Genomic DNA, 21,026 nt, shown 5'->3' with positions numbered 1-21,026 from the left:
GCTAAAACCCATAAAAAAATTCCCTAAGATTTATGTACGAAATACTCCGTAGTCGTTCCTAAGGAATACCAACTCCCCAATCCCTACTTCGCCGCAGCAGAAAGACGGAGTGAGAGCTTACTGACGAGAGAAAAGAACGGAGGGGATTCCTACGGTTCTTCAATTGCGTATTTCTATAAATCTAAGGGGATTTTTCTTATGAACGCCTGAACTCACTGCGCTGCGCTCCGTTCAAACAGCAGGCTAAAACCCATAAAAAAATTCCCTAAGATTTATGTACGAAATACTCCGTAGTCGCTCCTAAGGAATGCCAACTCCCCAATCCCTACTTCGCCGCAGCAGAAAGACGGAGTGAGGGCTTACTGACGAGAAAAAAGAACGGAGGGCATTTTTAAATTTAATTAAATATATTTGTGCGTAGGAAAGCTAATGGTAGATAATAAGTTGTATAGAAACCTATTAACCTTAGCAAAGCAGTTTAGAATTAAAATAGGTGATAAGTCTTAAGAAAGTGCGTTATAATAAGTAAGTATTAATAGAATATAAAATTTTAGATAATAAGAGGAACAGTTATGAACCCATTTAATCAATTTATGGACATCTTAGGAGAAACAGAAGATGAACTTAGAAAAAAACTTAAGGATTTTACTATAGAAGACTTCTATGAGTTAGAAACAGAAATGGATGAAGACCTTTTTAGAGATAGTAAAGTAATTGGTAAGCTTAAGGACTGTGGTGCAATCTTAGAGATTAAAAAAGATAGCAAGAGCAAGGGTGTAATTATTAAGCTTAAAGATGGCACTGAAGGCGTATTTGGAGCATAAGAAGTATTTTTAGGTGGAAAAGGCTATGGGCAGAATTAAATGATGCATATGGCCTTTTTTGCAATTATACCTATTTTATTTATAGCATAAAGGGGAGAATGTAATGAAAATTAATTATAAATGTTTGCCATGTTTGGTGAATCAAGTGGTTAAAGTGGCTGAGATGACAGGGGCATCTAATCGTGAGGTATTATTTCAAAGGGTATTTGAGTATTTAAGTAAAGTGGATTTTAATAAAACAAATCCTGAGGTTATTGGGGAGACTTTTAGGCTGATAAAGGAGCATATAGGAAATGATGATCCTTATCTTGAAATAAGAAATTATTATAATGAACTGTTTTTAAAGATGGAAGCTGAGTTTGAAGATAGGATTGAAAGCACAACAAATCCTTTAGAAGAAGCAATTAAGTATGCTATATTGGGGAACATTATAGACTTTAATCCTATACATACAAGTGATATGGGAGATATTATGGGTTACTTTAACAATGTAGAAGAGCAGGTATTAGCAATTAATGATTCGAGAGAGCTGATAGAAGCAATAAAGAATGGAAAGTGCTTGCTGTACTTAGGGGATAATTGCGGAGAAATATGTTTGGATAAGATATTGATTAAAAAGATTAAGGCAATCAATCCGCAAATAGAAATCTATTTTGGGACGAGAGGAGCAACAGTTGTAAATGACTCAATTGCTACAGACGCTTATGTAGTAGGAATTCACAAATATGCTAAGGTGGTAAGTAATGGGGATGGTTCATTAGGCACTGTGTTAAGCAGGACGAGTGAGACATTTAATAAGATTTATGATGAAGCAGATGTTATTATTGCCAAGGGACAGGCTAATTATGAAAGCTTAAGTGAAGAACAGTATAAAAATATTTATTTTATGCTGATGGTTAAGTGCGAGGTGATTAGCAAGTATATCGGTGTACCACAAAAATCTATGATTTGTATGAGAAATCCTAGAATGTAAGAATGGGGACAGGTCTCTAAAATTGAGGTTAAGGATGAAGGGGGCAGGTCTCTAAAGTTGGCGTTAGGGATGAAGGGGACAGGTCTCTAAAGTTGGTGTTAGGGATGAAGGGGACAGGTCTTTAAAATTGGTGTTTAAGAGGTTGTGGAGCGTGATATAATCGAGGGGATGAGAATTTTGTGGAGTAAATTCTTAAATAAGTAGAATAAGTGGAGAGATTTATGAATGACGTAGTAAGAATGTTGGTGATTGTGTGTCCTTTGATCTTTTTAGCGGGATTTGTGGATGCTGTAGCTGGTGGTGGGGGTGTTATTTCCTTGCCGGCGTATTTATTTGCGGGGCTTCCTGCGCATATAGCTGCGGGGACCAATAAGTTATCGGCTGGATTTGGGACGATTATGGCAGCTTTTAAGTATTTGAGAGATGGCAAGGTAAAAATAAGGATTGCTGTATTTTCTGCGCTAGGGGCAGTTGTTGGGTCTACGATTGGGACTAATTTAGCTTTATTTATTAGTGAGCAGTTATTAAAGGGGTTAATGCTGGTAGCTATTCCACTTGTGGCAATATTCCTAGTAACCCAGAAAGGGCTTGGGAAAGAAACTGTGGAGAAGGAAATGTCTGTTTCTAAACAGTCTATTTTAGCAACAGTAATTGGTTTAGTAATTGGTTGCTATGATGGGCTTATAGGACCTGGAACAGGGACGTTTTTAATATTGGCTTTTTCAGCTTTACTGGGCTTAGAATTAGTAACATCTTCTGGATGCGCGAAGGTATCTAATATTACATCTATGATTATTTATACTTTAAATGGTAAGGTGTTATTTTGGCTTGCGTTACCAGCAGCAGTATGTGCGATGTTAGGTGGTTATACCGGCGCACGCTTTGCAATTAAAGGTGGCGCTAAAAATGTACGATATGTAATGTTTGTGGTGCTTGCATTGTTATTTGGAAAAACATTTTTAGAATTAATATAGGTAGCTATACCAGATAAAGAATCAATAAGGGCAATATTTGTAGTGGATGGCGTGTTTTTTTCTAAAGGTGTGAAAATAGATGATGAGAGCGTCAAAAAATTTTGGTATGGAATAGCTTCAGGTGAAAAAACGGTAAAGTGCGTAGCGTGGACTTTACCGTTTTCTTTGATTTATAGAAATACTGTTATATGCGTTTTAATGCACGCTTCATTAATATGATTGCAACTATTGAAGCGATAGCTTCTGAAATCGGGAAGGCAAACCAGATACCGTTTGCGCCTATGAAGCTGCTTAAAATATAAGACAATGGGAGGATAATAACCAATTGTCGAAGTAAACTGATGATTAAAGAAGGCATTCCTTGCCCGAGTGCCTCAAATGCCCCAGAATAGATAACGCCAAAGGAAGAGACTAAGAAGCCAAGACTGATAATTCTTAAAGCAGGTACACCAATCTCTAGCATTTGTGCATCAGCATTAAACATGAGTAAGAGCTGTTCCGGGAGTGTTAGTGACAAAATAGTACCGAGTAGCATGATTAAAGCAGTGAAAAGTAGACTCACTTCTAATGTTTTTTTCACGCGTTTTGTTTCTCCTGCTCCATAATTGAAACCAACAATTGGACGCATACCTTGAACGATACCACCAGATGGTAAATAGATAAATGTTTGCAATTTATAGTAAATGCCTAATACAGATACATGAAGCTGTGAAAATTTTACAAGCATAGAATTTAAACTGCTGATTAATATCGATGGAAGTGCAATCATGATTGCAGAAGGAATTCCAACGGCATAAAGTTGCTTAATAAGGGTTTTATCAAATTTTAAGCCTTTAAACTGAATGTTTAATGGAATAGAGGCCTTTTTCTTTTGATAGTAGATTACATAAATAATAAGCCCACTGATTTGCCCGCATACTGTTGCAACAGCAGCACCAGCAACGCCCATAGCAGGACATCCAAGGTAGCCAAAGATAAAGATTGGGTCAAGGATAATATTAATTATTGCACCAACTGTTAGGACAACCATGGTAATGGTCATATTACCAAGTGCTTGAAAAATCTTTTCATAACATACCTGAACAAGGCAACCAAAGGAAAGACATAGTACAATATAGCCATATTGACTACCCATAGTAATAATAGTTTCGCTATCGGTGAACATTTTTAGGAATGGCTTGGTAGCCATGATTCCAAAGAAGATAAAAAGAATTGAATGTATGATGCTTAATATAATGCCTGTTGAGGCAGCATTTTCTGCACGTTTTATGTTTTGACTTCCGGTAGCTATTGCAATACAGGAATTGACACCAATTCCAAAACCAACAGCAACGGCAAGAATAAGATTTTGTAGAGGGTAGATAAGGGATACTGCTGTGAATGCATCATTCCCAAGTTTAGCAACAAAGATGCTATCGATGATATTGTAAAGAGATTGAATCATCATAGAGAACATCATTGGAAGTGCCATAGAGACTAATAATGGGAAAATTGGTTTTGTTTTCATTCGTTCTTGAGTTGAATTCATGATACCTCCTTAAGCTAATAATCATAATTAATGTGGGATGATATCTTAACATAGCTCTTTGAAAATGACAACAGATATCTTTATCGAAATTGCAGATATTCAATAAACTTTTTCACAGCAAGTGAAGAGGTTTTCGCCTTTTTCAAGTAACATAAATGGTTCGCGACATAATTCCTTGAGTGGAACGACATCGAGATTCGCAAGATAATGGTTTTCAGGCAAAATAGCAAGTAGTCGACCCGGCTCTAAAAAGATAGTTTCAACCAGCAGAAAGACCATTTAAATCATCAATTTCCATCTGTATTTTTTCAAAGTCTTCACAGATTGCCTTTATGTGTGGTAGAAGGCGAAGTCCATCCGAAGTAAGTTTACAGAAGAAATGGATTTAAAACCCTATTTCAAAGTTGCAGAGCAGAATAGATGCAGAGGTGTAATAAAGACAAAAGCAGTAGAGTCGCTAGAAAAATCGATAATAAAATTGCAGGATAATATAAAAAAGTTGAGTTATTAGAGAGAAAGTTGTAAAATAGTATATTATATTTTGAAAATACATAACTAGGAGGAAATAATATGATGCACATTGTGTGTTTAGATTTAGAAGGGGTATTGGTACCAGAAATCTGGATTGCATTTGCTGAGGCAAGTGGTATTCCTGAATTAAAAAGAACAACTAGAGATGAGCCGGATTATGATAAATTAATGAAATGGCGTCTTGGCATTTTAAAAGAACATGGTTTAGGCCTTAAAGAAATTCAAGAAACAATCGCTAATATTGACCCAATACCTGGGGCAAAGGAATTTCTTGATGAACTTCGTTCATTTACACAAGTTATTATTATTAGTGATACATTTACTCAATTTGCAAGTCCATTAATGAAGAAATTAGGATGGCCTACTATTTTCTGTAACTCACTTGAAGTAGCTGATAATGGTGAAATTACAGGATTTAAGATGCGTATTGAGAATTCTAAACTCACGACTGTTAAGGCATTACAATCAATTGGTTATGAAACAATTGCAAGCGGAGATAGTTACAATGACCTTGGCATGATTAAAGCAAGTAAAGCAGGATTTTTATTTAAGAGTACAGAACAAATTAAAGCAGATCATCCTGAACTCCCAGCATATGAAACATATGAAGAACTTATGGCTGCAATAAAAAAAGCGATTCAATAGAAGTATAGATTTCACATTTATAAATTTTAGTTATCCATAATTTTTAGTCATGTGAAATCATTGAGAGAAACTTATTTATCTACATGTTTACTTCAGGTTTTTAATTTGTTTCTCTATAAAATAGTTAAAGTTTAATAAATAAGTATAAGAGAAGAAGTCCGATTAATGGACTTCTTTTTTTGTGTGAAATATAGATTTCATATTTATAAATTTTAGTTACTCATAGTTTTTAGTCATGTGAAATCATTGGGAGAAAACAACTTACGCATATGTATATTTTAAGTTTTTAGTTGGTTTCTCTATATGAGCAAATAAAATATTAAGACTAACATTTTAATAAATATATATGTAAAATAAAAAGCACAATAATAGAGATATTTAAGCTAGGGAGATAAGGCAGAGAAAATGCTTAAGGGAATATAAAAAAGGTTAAAGAACAAGGTTAAAGAAAAAGTTTAAGAAGAGGTAAAAAATGCGTGTATTATTAGCTGAAGATGAACAAGATTTAAATAATATTATTGTAAAGAAACTGAAGTCTGAGGGATATACTGTAGATGCTTGCTTTGATGGAGAGGAAGCACTAGATTTTATAGAGATGGCGGAATATGATGTGATTATATTGGATATTATGATGCCTAAGATGGATGGCTTAGAGTTGGTGCGTGAGATGCGCAGAAGGGAAAATCCAACGCCTGTTATTTTCCTTACTGCACGTGATGCTATTGAGGACCGCGTGAAAGGGTTAGATATGGGCGCAAATGATTATTTAGTAAAGCCTTTTTCATTTGATGAGCTTATGGCGAGGATTCGTGTGCTGACAAGAAGTAGTAGTGTGGGGCAAACTAGCGTATATACGATTGCAGATTTAAGTGTAGATGTGGCATCACATATTGTGAAAAGAGGAGAGGATGTAATTACACTTTCTGCAAAGGAGTTTGCATTATTGGAGTATTTAATACGTAATAAGGGCAAAGTCTTATCAAGGGAAAAAATAGAAAATAACTTATGGAATTATGAGTATGAAGGTGGAACAAATGCTGTGGATGTGTACATCCGCTATCTTAGAAAAAAATTAGATGATAATTATACGAATAAGCTGATTCATACCGTAAGAGGATGTGGCTATGTTTTAAGGGAAGATATATGAAAAGAATGTCTATAAAAATAAAGGTAACATTGTGGTTTACGGCAGTTATGCTCTTGATTGTGGTGGCTTCATTTGGCACTTTATTTTCAGTGGTAGATTTAGAGGTATCTAAAGATTATAAGAAGCAATTACGTGAAGTTGTTGAGAGCAATATTGGACAAGTGGAATATGATGATGGCGTATTGGAGTTTGATGATGATTTTGTGGGTTATAAGTCAGGCGTATTTATATTTGTGTATGAGGAAAATGGAAATATGCTATTGGGTCAGACGCATGATGTATCTACGGCCAATATGCCTTTAAAGGATGAGAGCATATATGAGGTGGAAAGGCAGAATATAACTTACCTTGTGTATGATTTACCTGTTTACGTAGAGGATTATGGGGAGATATGGATTCGGGGAATGATGGAAAGACATATAGGAACGCAAAGAAGTACATTAGATATAGCGATACAGTTTGCATTGATAGGTTTTCCGTTACTTGTTATATTAGCAGCAATAGCTGGTTATATTTTAACCAAGCATTCATTTAAGCCTATTGAAAAGATTATTGATGCAGCAGAGAAGATTAGTGAAGGTAAAGATTTATCAAAACGGATTGGATTAGATGGGGGAAGTGATGAGATTTATCGCTTAGCCCAAAGTTTTGATAATATGTTTAAGCGATTAGAGGTGGCTTTTGAGGCAGAAAAGAAGTTTGCATCAGATGCATCCCATGAACTTAGGACACCTACGACGGTTATATTATCTGAGTGTGAGTATATGCTTGATGGAGATAAGACTATTGAGGAGTATAGGGAAGCCTTGGAGGTTATTGAAAGACAGGGATATAAGATGTCTAAACTCATTACACAACTCTTGGCATTTACGCGCTTAGAACAGGGGACACAAGTTATTAATAAAGAAAAAATTAATTTAAGTGAACTAGTTATAGAAATTTGTGAAGAACAGGCTTATTTAAGCCAAAGAGGTATTCAGCTTCAATATAATGTGACACCTAAAGTATATGTTGAGGCTGATGAAACCTTAATTTCTAGGGTAATTATTAACCTCATATCCAATGCTTATAAATATGGAAAAGAAAATGGACATATTATAGTAACACTTAAAAATGAAAAGAATGAAGTTTATTTTTCTGTACAAGATGATGGGATAGGCATTAAGGAAGAAGACTTATCAAATATATGGCGAAGATTTTATAGGGCAGATGAATCACGTAATAGCACGCACACGCATTCGCTAGGATTAGGCTTGGCAATGGTGAAACAAATTGCTGATTTACATGATGCGAAAGTAAGTGTAAGAAGTCGGTGGGGAGAAGGTAGTGAATTTATAGTAGTGCTAAAAAAATCCAGTTCATAGTGAGCAGCGTTTTAATGTTATTTTAATTTTTCATAGCTAAAATAGCATTATCAATAAACAAGCAAGAAAAGTGAGGGATTTTTTATGAAGAGATTTAAAACATTAGCAATAATTTCAACAGCAGCAATAGTGGCTAGTATGGGGCTATCGGTTATGGCAACAACAACGAAACAAGTTGACACAACATCTAGTGCTGTAAAGGTGGAATCAGTTCAAAATACAACAATTAAAACAAGTCAAGATAAGGCATCAAAAGTGCAGGCAATTCAAGATAAAAAAATTACTGAAGATAAGGCAAAGAATATAGCTTTAACGGATGCTAAATTAAATAGCAGTGATGTGACATTTGAAAGAGTTGAATTAGAGTATGAAAATAATGTAGCTGTTTACGATATTGAGTTTTACACAAATAGCGTAGAATATGATTATGAAATTGATGCTTTAAGTGGTGCAATTAGAGAAGCAAAACAAGAAGGCAGAAAAGTTAGCACACAGGCTAATACACAAGTTAGCACACAAAGTACAGTAAATCAAACAAGTAAGATAACAGCAGCAAAAGCGAAGGAAATAGCTGTATCACATGCTGGTTTAAGCGGTCAGGCTGTAATATTTGAAAAGGTTGAATTAGATACTGATGATGGTGTAGCGTTATATGAAGTTGAATTCTATCATAATGGGATGGAATATAATTATGAAATCAGTGCAACAAATGGTAAAGTTTTAGAATTTGAAGTAGACAATGATTAAGATTTAACTATAGAGAAAGGGCTCATTCTGAAAAAGAATTGAGCCCTTTTATGATAAGTAGACTGAAAATTGTGATATAATTAACTTTATATTCATGACTAAACATAAAGTCATCAGCCAGTACATAGGCATAGCACAAAAATCTTTGATTTGTATAAAAGTAAAAAATAGTTTTAAAGCGTAAAGAAAGAAGGGTTGAATCGTAATGGATAAAATTAAATTTTACTTACCGGATTTTTATGATAAATATGCACTTAATATATTAATCTGTGATATGTTGCAGCTGTGTCCTCAATATTTTTATGAGGATATTGAGATTGGGGCAGTATATGGTTGTTTTCCAAATTCGATATGGAATGGTGGGAGAGTTGTACTTGGAGGTGCAACGAAAGAAGAGATTGAGTTTACTGTAGCGGAATTTAATAGAAGAGCAATTCCTATTCGCTATACCTTTACGAATACATTGCTAGAAAAAGAGCATTTGTATGATACGTTCTGTAATATTTGTTTGAAGGCTGCAAATAATGGGATGAATGAGGTCATTATTAATTCACCTATATTAGAGGCGTATATTCGAAAGGTTTATCCAAACTATAAGCTTATTTCTTCAACGACTAAATGTTTGGCAGATGTAGAGAAATTAGAGGAAGAGCTTAAGAAGGACTATCAGCTTATTGTATTAGATAATAGTTTCAATAATGCAGAAAAGCTGTGGAAACTACCTCAGAAGGCACGTTATGAGGTGGTTGTGAACTCGTATTGCAGGGATAATTGCCCTAAACGTGTGAATCATTATAGGGAAATCTCACAGGCGCAGTTAGAGTTTAGAAGCTCTCACTTTGAGCCTTGTCCGTATATTAAGTTATCAAAAGAAGAGCAGATGAAGAAACGTGGTTTCATTACGAGAGAACAGATTTATGGGCCTTATAAAGAAGCAGGATTTAGACACTTTAAAATTGATGGACGGGCTTTTGACGATGAAAAAGTATTAGAAAGTTATTTATATTATTTAGTGAAACCGGAGTATCAAGAAACTGTTAAACAGGGAATAGAAAAAATATTAAATGAAATGCAAGAGGAATAAGTAAAGTTTAGGAAAATTAAAAGGTGCTATAAAATAATTTATGATAGTTTCATAGCACCTTTTTTAGTGGCAGGTTTTATATAAATGGATTTAGTTATGATATAAAATATAACTACTTAGATTTCGAAACTAATAAGAATACCACCTTGTTCAGCATAATAGCTACAAAGGCCACTGGTTCTCATGATTTCAATATCACAATTAGAAAATTGAGATTTAATTTTGGATGCCATATATTCTGCTACATCGGACGCAAAGGAATGGGCAATGATAACTTTTCCACCACTATAACCCCTTGAAAACATTTCTTCAATAGCCTTATCATAAGCAGTCATTTTACCGCGACATTTTTGAAGAAGATCCAGCGTTCCTTCATCAGTAGCTGTTCCTAATATTTTTATGCCTAGGATACCTGCCATACTGCCTTGAAGCTTACTGATGCGGCCATTTTTAACTAAGTTATCTAAGGATTTAAGAACAAAGAGGAGATGTGTATGTTTACGATAATTTTCGATGCTTTGGACAATCTCTTCAAAACTCATATCCTGTGTCATATATTCAGTAAGTTTTTTTACAATGAGCGTAATTTCAGGTCCGGCTGATTTAGAGTCTATAAGATGAATCTTTCTATCTGGATACTGCTCCTTAAACATCTCAGCAGCTGACTGTGCGCTTGCATAAGTTCCAGATAAGGCCCCTGTAATGGTAATGGCAAATACATACTCTGATTTTTCAAAGGCATGTAAAAAGTCGCCGGGACTTGGGGCAGCACTACCTGTTTTGCCTTTATAGGCATACATTTCTTTCATAAATTCTTCTATATTAAGATTGAAGTCATCAATAAATTCTTTATCACCCACATCAAGTTTAAGGGCAGCACGAGTAAAATCAATTTTATGAGCTACCTCAGGATTTAAACTTGTGAGATCACATCCAGAGTCAACAACGATTCCGTATTTCATAAACACCTCCACATAAATGTTTGCATGTAGTTTTTAATACTATATAAAATTGTACTATGGAAAAGGGTATGTTACAATTTACAAAAATGGTTAAAATGTAAGTAAATACGGCGGATTTGAAACGGAGGAGCAGATGAGACAATCAGAAGGTGGTACCAATCTTACGGTAAGAAATCAATATATCAGAATGTGCATCGCAAGAACATTAATTAAGCTTATGGCTTCTAAAGCGTTAGAGGATATAACTATTACGGCATTAGTGAAAGAAGCAAATGTTTCAAGAATGACATTTTATAAGTATTATACGTCCAAGCAAGAGGTGCTTGCAGACTATATGTATGAAATTATGAATGACTATATGGAAGAGACGAAAAAGAGGACGGACATTGGGGTTTTTCGTGAACTCAAGCATATTTGTCATTGCTTTGAGTTTTTTAAGCAATATAGTGAGGATATTATGATTTTAGCTAATGCTAATATGTATTCAATAATTATTAATGCACTTAATAATTACATGGATGGTTATGTATTGCCTAATTTCCCTTATTCACGTTATGAACTTTATTATTACGCAGGTGCGTTATGTAATACCTTTATTAAATGGATAGAATCTGGGATGAGAGAAACACCAGAGGAAATCGCAACATTAGTTTATAGACACTTGGAAAAATAAATTCATACAAATGTGTATACATTAACTGAAGTAGATTGTTGTATATAGGTAATGATAAGGGAGGGGCAGGATGGATGGGCTAGAGCCAAATCAGCTTTCATCCTGGCTGTTTCGTGTGGCAATTAATGATTATAAAAATAGGTGTAAAAAAAGACAGTATGAAGTAACAGGAATAGTAGATATTACATACTTTACAGAAGCAATTGCTATAGCTGATGGTACGGAAGAAATAATTATTTCCAAGGAAAAAGGAAAAGAAGTCAGGGCATGTTTAAAAGAGTTAAGTGAAACCATGCAGGAACTTTTAGTTTTAAAGTATGACTTGGAATTATCTTATGCGGAAATAAGCGCGCTGCTTGGCGTAAAGGAAGAATACGTGAAAACTTATTTATATAGGGCAAGGCAAGCCTTTAAAAAGAAATGGAGGGAAGGGCATGAAAGATGAAATAAATGAAATTTTTGATACGAGGTTAATAGAAGAAAGTCTCAAGAAGGCTCAGAGAAAATCAAGAAGAAGAATAATAGTGATTACTACTGTGGTATGTATTGCAGTATTTACAATAGGCAGTATAGCTAATATTGCAATCAGTATGAAGATGGCGGATGCGTGCTCAGATAGTCGTGATATAAATATTAGAACATCTATTCCTAATGGATATGTTGGAGAGGAACGTGCTACTGTTGGCTTTTTAGGCGGGCAAAGTGAATATAAGTTAGCTAAGAATATTGATGGACGCATGATATTTTTAGAAACAGAAACGACTGGATTTGGCAATATGATGAATTATATATACCTTAGTATAGGCAGAGGTGGTGCCAGTGATAACAAAGATGGATGGCCGAATTTTTATTGGGATAATGGCTATAAAAAAATGTTATTTTTCCATCCTGAGTTAGAATATAAGGCGTATAAAAATGACTTGCCTATATTAGATAAATTATCAGATATGCAAGTTATAGAAATGGGATTATCGTTTGATCAGGGCTATGATGAGTGGGCAGTTGGAAAGTTCTTAAAAGACTTCAATATTACATGGGCTTGGATTGATAACTATAGTGAAGAACAGCTGGAAACATGGCAAAGAGAGATTACAGAGTCTAAGGACAGCAAGTGTTATATAACAGAGGAACAGTTATTTGGCATTAGCGTACATGATAATATAATCAATGAGTTTGAGCATCAATATACATTTAATCTTAATCAGTTGGAAGAATATAATCCTGAAAAATATGAGGCACTTCAAGAGGCGGGATTAGATGAATCAAAAAATGCCAAAATTATTGGAGTCACAGTACAAGGTACCCCAGAGGAACTTAAAGCATTAAGTGAAGTGAAAGAAATTAAAGGCGCAACGATAGGGTGCGTTATCAATACATATTAGAATATCGGATATAATTAGAAGAAGTTATGAGTTAAAATACCGCCCTATGAGGCGATATTTTTTATAGAATAGTAAAGTTACGTATTGTTTGGAGATGTTGTATAGGTGAGATGGAGTATGGTTATACTGGCCTCAAAGAAATAATTTGAATCTGCGAGAACCGGAGTAAGTGTAATGGAATAACCACAACGATTGAATAGAACAACAGTATCACCTGGGAAAAATGATACAACAGCAGAGCCAGAAATCAATGCGTTTGAATTGGTTACGGTACTTGATGAAGTAGCGATAGAATTGCCAGACAAGGCATAGTCTATGGCACCATCAGGAGATGAGAGTGAGATTAATACACCAGTATCGGTAGAACTTGTAGGAACTGCTAATACGTGCCATATAAAAAGATAAGTACCAACTTCGTTTATTGTAAAAATATTTGTTGTCGAATCAAAAGAAATACTTGAACCTAGAGAACGAACATTAGGGATTGGAATAGGCGTATCAGACGCAACAGTAACACCTGAGTTATAAGTTAAATATTGATTGTATATATAAGAATTAATTACAGACCCCGTAGGTCCAGTAACACCCGTCGGCCCAGTAAGTCCAGTGGGACCTGTAGGTCCAGTAAATCCAGTAAGCCCCCTAGAACCAATATGTCCAGTGGGACCAGTAATGCCAATACCGATAGGGCCTGTAGCACCAGCGATACCCCTAGGCCCCCTAGGACCAGTAGAACCAGTAGGGCCGGTAGCCCCCGTAGGACCAGAAGGGCCAATAGAGCCGGTAGGGCCAGTAATACCAGAAGGGCCAGTAATGCCCCTAGGTCCCGTAGGACCCGAAAGCCCAATAGGACCAGAAGGCCCAGTGGGTCCCATAGGGCCAGAAGGACCAGTAATGCCAGTAGGTCCCGTAGGACCAATAATACCTCTAATGCCCGTAAGACCTCTAGGCCCGATAGAACCAGTAGGCCCAGTAGGACCGGTAGGACCTGTAGCACCAGTAGAACCTAGAGCACCAACAATTCCTCTAGAACCCGTAAGCCCTGTAGGACCTGTGGGGCCAGTAGGACCAGTCGAACCAAAGGCACCAACAGTTCCCCTAGGTCCAGTAGGGCCAGTAGCGCCAGTAGGCCCAGTAGGACCTATTATATTTGCAGGGCAAGGGCAAGGACAGGGACAAGGACAAGGGGCGGTAGGATAATTAGTATTAGGAATAGTGGGGGTGCTATTACAATAAGGGATTAAATCTATAGTAGGGTTACAAAAGGATTTGTTTGTACCCTTTTCGTGAGTAGTGCCCATGATAAACATCCTTCCTAAAATTTTACAGTATTATTATATGATAAAATTTGGAAATAGGTGTTATATAGGCTGAGTGATAAAATTTTAGTCTGTAAATTATTTATAGGAATTAACAGCCAGGCTAATTAGGATTGGTAATAGGCCTAGAAAAACAAATAGTATGCTTGTTGTAAGTTTTGTAATATGCCAAGAGACAGACTTATGTTGTGTAAAAAGTGTTTGAATCAGATAAAAGAGCCCGAAACTAAGAGGGACAATGATAATAAGAAGATAAAAAGCAGGATTAACAAAAGTTATGAGTAAACTGAGTATAAACAAATAAAATGTAACGATGATAAGAGAGAAAGTATGTAAGACAGGGAAGAAGGTATTGTGCCAATTAATTTCGCAAGAGGAAGGAGCGGATTGCATAATAGAGTTAACGAGTTGTTGCATATTTTCAAAGCAATCAAGAGATAAAACCTGTGAATCGGTTTTTAGTGAAATAGAGAAAGGCGTGGGAGAAAGGCAGTCGGTGAAGAAATCAATTTGTATAAGCTCAGAAAAGGGTATTTCTAGGGATTTAGAATCATTGGTAATGTCATTCTTGTAGTGAAGTGAGGTACTAGAAAGTTTTAGGACTGTCTGAGGTGAGATATAGAAGAGTGGTTTGATTTTTCTTTGCATATGGATAGTAGTAATTGCAGAAAATATAAGGGATAAAAAGAATTTTAATAATAGAGCTTTCAAAGTATTAGAGTGAATAAATAATGATAGAAAGAGGGATGCAAGTAGATAGTAGAGAAGTAGATTAAAGCAAGGGTACCAGAATGTCAATGTGGAGCAAGAATGAAGTTGTTTAAGGTCTCTTTTAAAATATAGAGGTTCCATAGATACTCCTTTCTAAAGGCAGATTTAAGTTCTGCATTAAATTAATAGGTAGTATATATTATATTGTTTATTATACAAAATATTATAGATTTCACATTTATAAATTTTAGTTATTCATGATTTTGAGTCATGTGAAATCATTGAGAGAAGACAATTTACGTACATGTATATTTCAAGATTTTAGTTTCTTTCTCTATACGTGAGTAATACAAAATGATTGTTAAGTTATAGACTTAACTAATGCCTTGATACACAAAGGATATCGTTAAATTTTTAATTAGTCTAAAAACTATTGACGTCTTTCTCAAATCATACTATGATTACTTTATAAGAAATAACGTTACATATAGTGAAATAATGGAGGCGGCGTATGAGTCATATTTTAGATAAATTTTCATTAGTAGGAAAAGTAGCAATCGTAACAGGTGCAACTAGAGGATTAGGTCAAGGTATAGCTGTAGGACTTGCAAGTGCAGGGGCCGATATCGTAGGGGTAGGAACAAGTAATCTTGGGGAAACTGAAGAAAAAGTAAAGGCATTAGGAAGAAAATTCATTGGAATAAATGCAAATCTTATGTCTCAGGAATCAATTCCTTATATTATTGAAGAAACAATTAAAAACTTCGGTAAAGTAGATATCTTAGTAAATAATGCGGGGATTATTAGAAGAGAGGATGCACTTGATTTTAGTGAGAAGGATTGGGATGATGTTTTAAATATTAACTTAAAAACAGCGTTCTTTTTATCACAAGCAGTTGCTAAACAATTTGTAGCACAAGGAAATGGCGGAAAAATTATTAATATTGCTTCAATGCTTTCATTCCAAGGCGGTATACGTGTACCATCTTATACAGCAAGTAAAAGTGCTTTAATGGGTGTAACAAAAGCTATGGCAAATGAATGGGCTGTACATAATATCAATATTAACGGCATTGCACCAGGCTATATGGCAACAGATAATACTGCGGCTTTAAGAGGAGATAGCGAACGTAATGTAAGTATTTTAGATCGAATTCCTGCTGGACGTTGGGGAACGCCAGAAGACTTAGCTGGTGCAGCAGTATTCTTAGCTTCAGATGCAGCTAATTATGTAAATGGATTTACATTAGCAGTTGATGGTGGATGGCTTGCAAGATAGAGAAGCAGTGAAGCGTAAAGAATAAAACGAGAAGAATTCTAGCTCATGGGTTTGAAGAGTAAGAGGGAATCTAAGTTGTCTAACGAGGCGGCTTGGATTCCTTTATTTTTTGCTTAGAAGTTGATATAACTGGTATGTTGAAGGCATACTTTAAGTATATGAGATGGGAAATATAGGTGCGTAGTAGATTTATTGTTTTATGCGGGTATTTCATATATAATCATATTTAGATAAGTAAAAATGACAGAAAATTAAGAAGTAAAGGGGCTAGAGATAAATGGCTAAAGCGATATTACAGACAGTAGATAGGGCCTTACAGTTATTAGAAATTGTTGCAGAACATCCAGAGGGCGTTGTGGCTAAGGAATTAGAAGAACGTTTGGAACTTAATAAAGTGACAGTACATAGATTATTAGCCACTTTAGAAAATAGAGGTTTCATTGAACGTACTGGAAATGGCTATACGGTAGGCATTAAGGTTGTAGAATTAAGTAGTATGAAACTTAACAATGTAGAACTAAAAACGGAGGCAACACCATATTTAAGGAAGCTTGTAAGTAAACTTGGCGTACCTGTGCAAATGGCGATTTTAGAAGGTGAAGAGGCTGTCTTTATTGATAAAGTAGAAAGCTTAAGTAGCCTTAGAATGTATTCTCAAATCGGAAAAAGAATACCGCTCTATTCATCTGGTGTAGGTAAAGCATTACTTTTACAAGAATCAGATGATGAGATTTTACGTATGTTTTCAAATGTAGAGTTTATACAGTTTACAAGTAAAACATTAACTTCTCCTGAGGCAGTACTTGAAGAGATTAAAAAGGCTAGATTAACAGGATATGCAGTTGATAATGAAGAGCATGAGGAAGGTATCTACTGTGTAGCAGCACCAGTTTATGATTATAGAGGACAGATTATAGCAGCAATTAGTGCTGGGGGAAGAGAAAGCTTACTTATGAGTGACCCTGAGCAAAAAGGAATTGAGGCTGTTAAAGAAACTGCACTAGAAATATCTAGAAGATTGGGATATAGAGCTTAAATCAAGAAGAAAAAATTAAAATGGGGATAGGTGAAGAATATGAAAAGGGAGATTATACAGAGTATTGTTGTGTTATTTACTGTGGTGAATGGGGTTATTGCAGCTTTTTCATTAGGGGTGACAGAGCTTATTAAGTATTTGCTTAGAGACTCAGCAGCTAGCATGGGTATGAATGTTCAAGTTGATGAGATGATGTTAGGAAATATTTCATTAACGATGGGTGAAATGAAAAACAACTTAGGTTGGGGATTTTTAGCATTAATGTTCTTAGGGATTATTATTATTGTAGCTATGCACAGCAATGCACATTTTCATATAGGTCATAAATAAAGAACTTAAACTAAGACTTGAGGTAAGATATATGAAGCAATGTATTTTGCAAAGTCATTAATAACAGATGAAATTGGCAGAAGGGCTTAATGTCTTATAACAATTAAATAGGGTATTAGAAAACTGATTAAGTAGTTTTCTAATACCCTATTTTTTAGTTTATAGCAGCTTTTCTCATTGTTTTATAGATAGGTGTTGAAACAAGGATAAGTGCTAAAATAAGTGTAATAATTGCTTCTGGTACGAGGTAAGAAGCATTATAAATGAAAGAGTAATAAATCGGATTCATACCTTCTGGTGCAGAATCGGCAAAGAAGACTATGCCTGATATGAAGTGCATAAAACCACGGCCTAAGATGGCAATAGGAATACCAATGCAGATACGTGCTTGAATGTTTTTGATGGCTTTAGGTGCAATACCAGCAAGACCTAAGCATGCATATGCAAGTGGATAATCAAATAAAAGCTGTGCCCAGTTTAGTACCCATGCACCTTGAATAAGTTGTAAGAAGCCATAAGCAATACCTGCGATGATACCAGCTACAGGTCCAAAAATCATAGAATATAAGATGATTGGAAACATACTAGCAAGTGTAATTGAGCCACCATAAGGCATTTCATAAAGGCGTATGTAAGAAAGCACGAAAGAAAGTGCGATGCACATACCACCATAAACAAGTTGCTTTGTACGAAGTGTTGAAGAAGTAGAGACATGGTTTGATCTAGATTTCAGGATGATAAGACCTACAACTGAACCTACTAAAATAATAGCAATAATGAGCCAAACTAAGGGCGAAATTTTACCAAGTTTAGCAAGAATGTCAGAAAGACTATTCATTTTTTAAACCTCCATAAATTTAAATTTGGCTAGGAAGCTAAAAGTATAAAAAAAGCTACACGAATGTGTAGCTTAAAAGAAAGTGAAAAACACCTTCTATAATAATTATATACATTCGCTTTCTTGCAGCAGCATTATCTGTAAGCAAGTATTAAGGGTCTGCACCGCATGCACTCTCAGCTTAAAAGCTCCCCTAGCTATTCGGTTAGATTTAATTAAATATATATCTTAAAATACGTTCAACAAATTGAAATGAAATTTGCTGAATTTAAATTAGAATACATAATTAAATAGAAAATCTAGAATTAGTATAGGTCTTAGCGTTAAAATAGTCAAATGAAATTATAAAATAAGTTGCCTACTTGACAAGGATATGGGATTTGACTATGCTTAATAATAGGAATATTATTAGATAATATTTTCTAAAAGATTAAATAAAGATTTTGAGTACAAATTTTAATACTGATTAAAATGGCGATGATGAGAAATCAATGTGAAGCACATGCTTTTGAAAGAGAGGAAATCCACCGGGTGAAAGATTTCTAGAAGCATTTCATATTGTCCAAGCTCTAAGCACTACGTGAATTCATAAGCGTAGCGGTATCTCACCGTTATAAGAGATCCGAGATAGTACAATAACTTAAGTTTAAGAGTAGGCGTTTATAAGATATATGTCTAATAAGTGGCCTTATATGAACGTGAAAGCTTTGACATATAGTGGGACTAGCAAACGTTGAAGGAACTTAAGGTAGCTGTATTAATTAGGGTGGTACCGCCGATGAAATATGGCCCCTATGCAATTTATTTGCATGGGGGCTTTTTTAGATTCAGTAGAAAAATTGATTAAGTTTTTTATTATAAGTTTAAAATAAAATATACTAAAGAAAAGGATGAGCCAAATTATGTTAATGAGCAAGCTTTTAGGCGAGAGATTTAAGGAAAAACCAGGCGAAGCAACTAGTATTAGCCATATTTATTTATTAAGAGGTGGATATGTAAGACAAGTAACTAATGGTATTTACTCTTTATTACCACCAGCAAAAAGAATTACAGCAAAAATTGAAAACATCATCCGTCAAGAAATGGATGCAATTGATGGGCAAGAAGTTCTCTTCCCAGTAGCACTTCCAGGAGATCTTTGGAAAGAATCTGGACGTTTTGATGCTGTAGGTAGCGAACTTGTACGTTTCAAAGACCGCGCTGGTAAAGATATGGTTCTTGGGATGACACATGAAGAAGCTGCTGTACATTTAGCAAGAACAGAAGCTAAATCATACAATGACTATCCATTCATGATTTACCAAATCCAAACTAAATTTAGAGATGAACCAAGAGCTAGAGGTGGTCTTATCCGTGTACGTGAGTTCACAATGAAAGATGCTTATTCATTCCACACATCTCAAGAAGACTTAGAACAATACTATGATCAATGTTTAGAAGCATACAACAGAATCTTTGCTAGAGCTGGTGTGCCAGAAGTTGTTTGCGTAAAATCTGATACAGGTATGATGGGTGGTAAAGTGGCTCACGAATTCATGCTTCTTACAGATATTGGTGAAGATACAATCATCATCTGTGATAGCTGTGACTATCAATCAAACATGGAAGTTGCAACAGGTAAATTACCAGTAGCAACAACTGTAGAAGGTGAAATTGAAGAAGTGCATACACCAGATTGCAAAACAATCGAAGATGTAGCTAAATTCGTAGGTGTAACACCAGATCAAACATTAAAAGCATGTGTGTTTGAAATGGAAGGACACAAAGAACCTCTTATTGTATTCATCAGAGGAGACCTTCAAGTAAATGAAGCTAAACTTCAAAAAGTAGTTAAAGCTGAAGTGACACCATTTGAAAGATATGAAGAGACCCCTAACCTTTGCTTCGGATTCATGGGACCATATAACTTAGATGCACAAGGTGCAAAAGTTATCTTCGATGAATCACTTAGAAATGAGAAAAACCTTGTAGTAGGTGGCAATAAAGTAGACTACCACATCAAAGGTATTAGTATGTCTAGAGATATCAAAGATGCAGAGTACTTCGATGTAGCTGAGGTACTTGAAGGTCAAGAATGTCCATGTTGTCATGGTAAACTTCAATTTAAACGTGGGGTTGAAGTAGGTAACATCTTCCAACTTGGTACAAGATACTCAGAAAGTATGGGAATGACATACATCGATAGTGATGGTAAAGCTAAAACACCTATTATGGGATGCTATGGTATTGGTGTAGGTAGACTTCTTGCATGTATTATTGAAGCGCGTCATGATGAATGGGGTCCAATCTGGCCAATGTCAGTAGCACCATGGCAAGTACACATTTGCGTACTTAAGAGCAAAAAAACAGATATGGATTCAGTAGGATTTGATATCTACAACAAACTTAACGGCAAATTTGAAGTCATCATGGACGATAGAAACGTGGGGGCTGGCGTACAATTCGCTGATGCAGATTTACTTGGTATTCCAGTAAGGGTTGTAGTTGGTGAGAAGAACCTTAAAGAAGGTAAAGTAGAAATCGTAACTCGTGATAAGAGCATCAAAAAACTTGTTAACCTTGAAGATGTAGAAGCGGAAGTAGCAGCAATTGTTGCAGAGCTTTCTAAATAATAATAAGTGAGTTATATAAAATAAATGAAAGGCGTAGGGTAAGCTACGCCTTTTATTAAATACATAA

Annotated in this window: 19 protein-coding genes; 16 read left to right on the top strand and 3 right to left on the bottom strand. The window is 35.3% G+C overall.

Annotated elements, in window-relative coordinates; all coding sequences use genetic code 11:
* Positions 1-572: 572 nt before the first annotated feature.
* The 3 genes from AC1VAQ_RS08730 (at position 573) to AC1VAQ_RS08720 (ending at position 2,771) form a co-directional block, all read left to right on the top strand.
* On the top strand, positions 573-824 hold the full coding sequence (locus AC1VAQ_RS08730) for a hypothetical protein (protein ID WP_302598295.1): 252 nt from the start codon (positions 573-575) through the stop codon (positions 822-824).
* Between the two features lie 103 nt (positions 825-927).
* Positions 928-1,797, top strand: coding sequence for a damage-control phosphatase ARMT1 family protein (locus AC1VAQ_RS08725; RefSeq protein ID WP_479903805.1), 870 nt, complete (start codon positions 928-930; stop codon positions 1,795-1,797).
* Positions 1,798-2,018: 221 nt separating this feature from the next.
* Positions 2,019-2,771 carry a sulfite exporter TauE/SafE family protein gene (locus tag AC1VAQ_RS08720; protein WP_479903804.1) on the top strand — a complete coding sequence of 251 codons (753 nt, stop codon included), beginning with the start codon at positions 2,019-2,021 and terminating at the stop codon, positions 2,769-2,771.
* Positions 2,772-2,955: 184 nt separating this feature from the next.
* Here the strand turns inward: AC1VAQ_RS08720 and AC1VAQ_RS08715 are convergent, their stop codons facing one another.
* Positions 2,956-4,299: an MATE family efflux transporter gene (locus tag AC1VAQ_RS08715; protein WP_302598291.1), complete on the bottom strand. Its 1,344-nt coding sequence runs from the start codon at positions 4,297-4,299 to the stop codon at positions 2,956-2,958.
* A 573-nt stretch (positions 4,300-4,872) separates the two neighbouring features.
* Here AC1VAQ_RS08715 and thrH point away from each other — a divergent pair.
* The 5 genes from thrH (at position 4,873) to AC1VAQ_RS08690 (ending at position 9,817) form a co-directional block, all read left to right on the top strand.
* Positions 4,873-5,475 (top strand): bifunctional phosphoserine phosphatase/homoserine phosphotransferase ThrH, encoded by a 603-nt coding sequence (gene thrH / locus AC1VAQ_RS08710; RefSeq protein ID WP_302599001.1) that lies wholly within the window; start codon positions 4,873-4,875, stop codon positions 5,473-5,475.
* Between the two features lie 472 nt (positions 5,476-5,947).
* Entirely contained in the window at positions 5,948-6,622 is a 675-nt protein-coding gene (locus tag AC1VAQ_RS08705; RefSeq protein ID WP_302598974.1) for a response regulator transcription factor, read from the top strand.
* Positions 6,623-6,627: 5 nt separating this feature from the next.
* Positions 6,628-7,986 (top strand): sensor histidine kinase, encoded by a 1,359-nt coding sequence (locus AC1VAQ_RS08700; protein ID WP_479903803.1) that lies wholly within the window; start codon positions 6,628-6,630, stop codon positions 7,984-7,986.
* An 84-nt stretch (positions 7,987-8,070) separates the two neighbouring features.
* Positions 8,071-8,733, top strand: coding sequence for a PepSY domain-containing protein (locus AC1VAQ_RS08695; RefSeq protein ID WP_302598976.1), 663 nt, complete (start codon positions 8,071-8,073; stop codon positions 8,731-8,733).
* A gap of 205 nt (positions 8,734-8,938) precedes the next feature.
* Entirely contained in the window at positions 8,939-9,817 is an 879-nt protein-coding gene (locus tag AC1VAQ_RS08690; protein WP_302598977.1) for a hypothetical protein, read from the top strand.
* Positions 9,818-9,933: 116 nt separating this feature from the next.
* Here AC1VAQ_RS08690 and AC1VAQ_RS08685 read toward each other — a convergent pair whose 3' ends face one another.
* Positions 9,934-10,779, bottom strand: a complete 846-nt coding sequence (locus AC1VAQ_RS08685; RefSeq protein ID WP_302598979.1) for a DegV family protein — start codon at positions 10,777-10,779, stop codon at positions 9,934-9,936.
* Positions 10,780-10,912: 133 nt separating this feature from the next.
* Here AC1VAQ_RS08685 and AC1VAQ_RS08680 point away from each other — a divergent pair, with 133 nt between their 5' ends.
* The 7 genes from AC1VAQ_RS08680 (at position 10,913) to AC1VAQ_RS08650 (ending at position 17,509) form a co-directional block, all read left to right on the top strand.
* The gene (locus AC1VAQ_RS08680) at positions 10,913-11,452 is read left to right on the top strand and encodes a TetR/AcrR family transcriptional regulator (RefSeq protein ID WP_302598980.1); all 540 of its coding nucleotides are present in this window, start codon (positions 10,913-10,915) and stop codon (positions 11,450-11,452) included.
* Between the two features lie 70 nt (positions 11,453-11,522).
* Entirely contained in the window at positions 11,523-11,897 is a 375-nt protein-coding gene (locus AC1VAQ_RS08675) for an RNA polymerase sigma factor (protein ID WP_479903802.1), read from the top strand.
* Positions 11,887-12,834 carry an anti sigma factor C-terminal domain-containing protein gene (locus tag AC1VAQ_RS08670; protein ID WP_479903801.1) on the top strand — a complete coding sequence of 316 codons (948 nt, stop codon included), beginning with the start codon at positions 11,887-11,889 and terminating at the stop codon, positions 12,832-12,834. The genes AC1VAQ_RS08675 and AC1VAQ_RS08670 overlap by 11 nt, the downstream gene beginning before the upstream one ends.
* A 606-nt stretch (positions 12,835-13,440) precedes the next feature.
* Positions 13,441-14,034, top strand: a complete 594-nt coding sequence (locus tag AC1VAQ_RS08665) for a collagen-like domain-containing protein (RefSeq protein ID WP_479903800.1) — start codon at positions 13,441-13,443, stop codon at positions 14,032-14,034.
* 1,341 nt (positions 14,035-15,375) lie between these two features.
* Entirely contained in the window at positions 15,376-16,143 is a 768-nt protein-coding gene (kduD, locus tag AC1VAQ_RS08660; RefSeq protein ID WP_302598986.1) for a 2-dehydro-3-deoxy-D-gluconate 5-dehydrogenase KduD, read from the top strand.
* Positions 16,144-16,420: 277 nt separating this feature from the next.
* A complete protein-coding gene (locus AC1VAQ_RS08655; RefSeq protein ID WP_302598987.1) occupies positions 16,421-17,179 on the top strand; it encodes an IclR family transcriptional regulator in 759 nt (252 codons plus the stop codon).
* Between the two features lie 39 nt (positions 17,180-17,218).
* Positions 17,219-17,509 (top strand): hypothetical protein, encoded by a 291-nt coding sequence (locus AC1VAQ_RS08650; RefSeq protein ID WP_302598988.1) that lies wholly within the window; start codon positions 17,219-17,221, stop codon positions 17,507-17,509.
* A gap of 154 nt (positions 17,510-17,663) precedes the next feature.
* Here AC1VAQ_RS08650 and thiT read toward each other — a convergent pair whose 3' ends face one another.
* Positions 17,664-18,347 (bottom strand): energy-coupled thiamine transporter ThiT, encoded by a 684-nt coding sequence (thiT, locus tag AC1VAQ_RS08645; RefSeq protein ID WP_479903799.1) that lies wholly within the window; start codon positions 18,345-18,347, stop codon positions 17,664-17,666.
* 902 nt (positions 18,348-19,249) lie between these two features.
* Here thiT and AC1VAQ_RS08640 point away from each other — a divergent pair.
* Positions 19,250-20,959, top strand: a complete 1,710-nt coding sequence (locus tag AC1VAQ_RS08640) for a proline--tRNA ligase (RefSeq protein WP_303244214.1) — start codon at positions 19,250-19,252, stop codon at positions 20,957-20,959.
* Positions 20,960-21,026 lie beyond the last annotated feature (67 nt).

Source organism: Cellulosilyticum sp., assembly GCF_982396655.1.
Note: the sequence above shows the minus strand (reverse complement) of the source record. Positions and strands in the feature narration are given on the sequence as shown.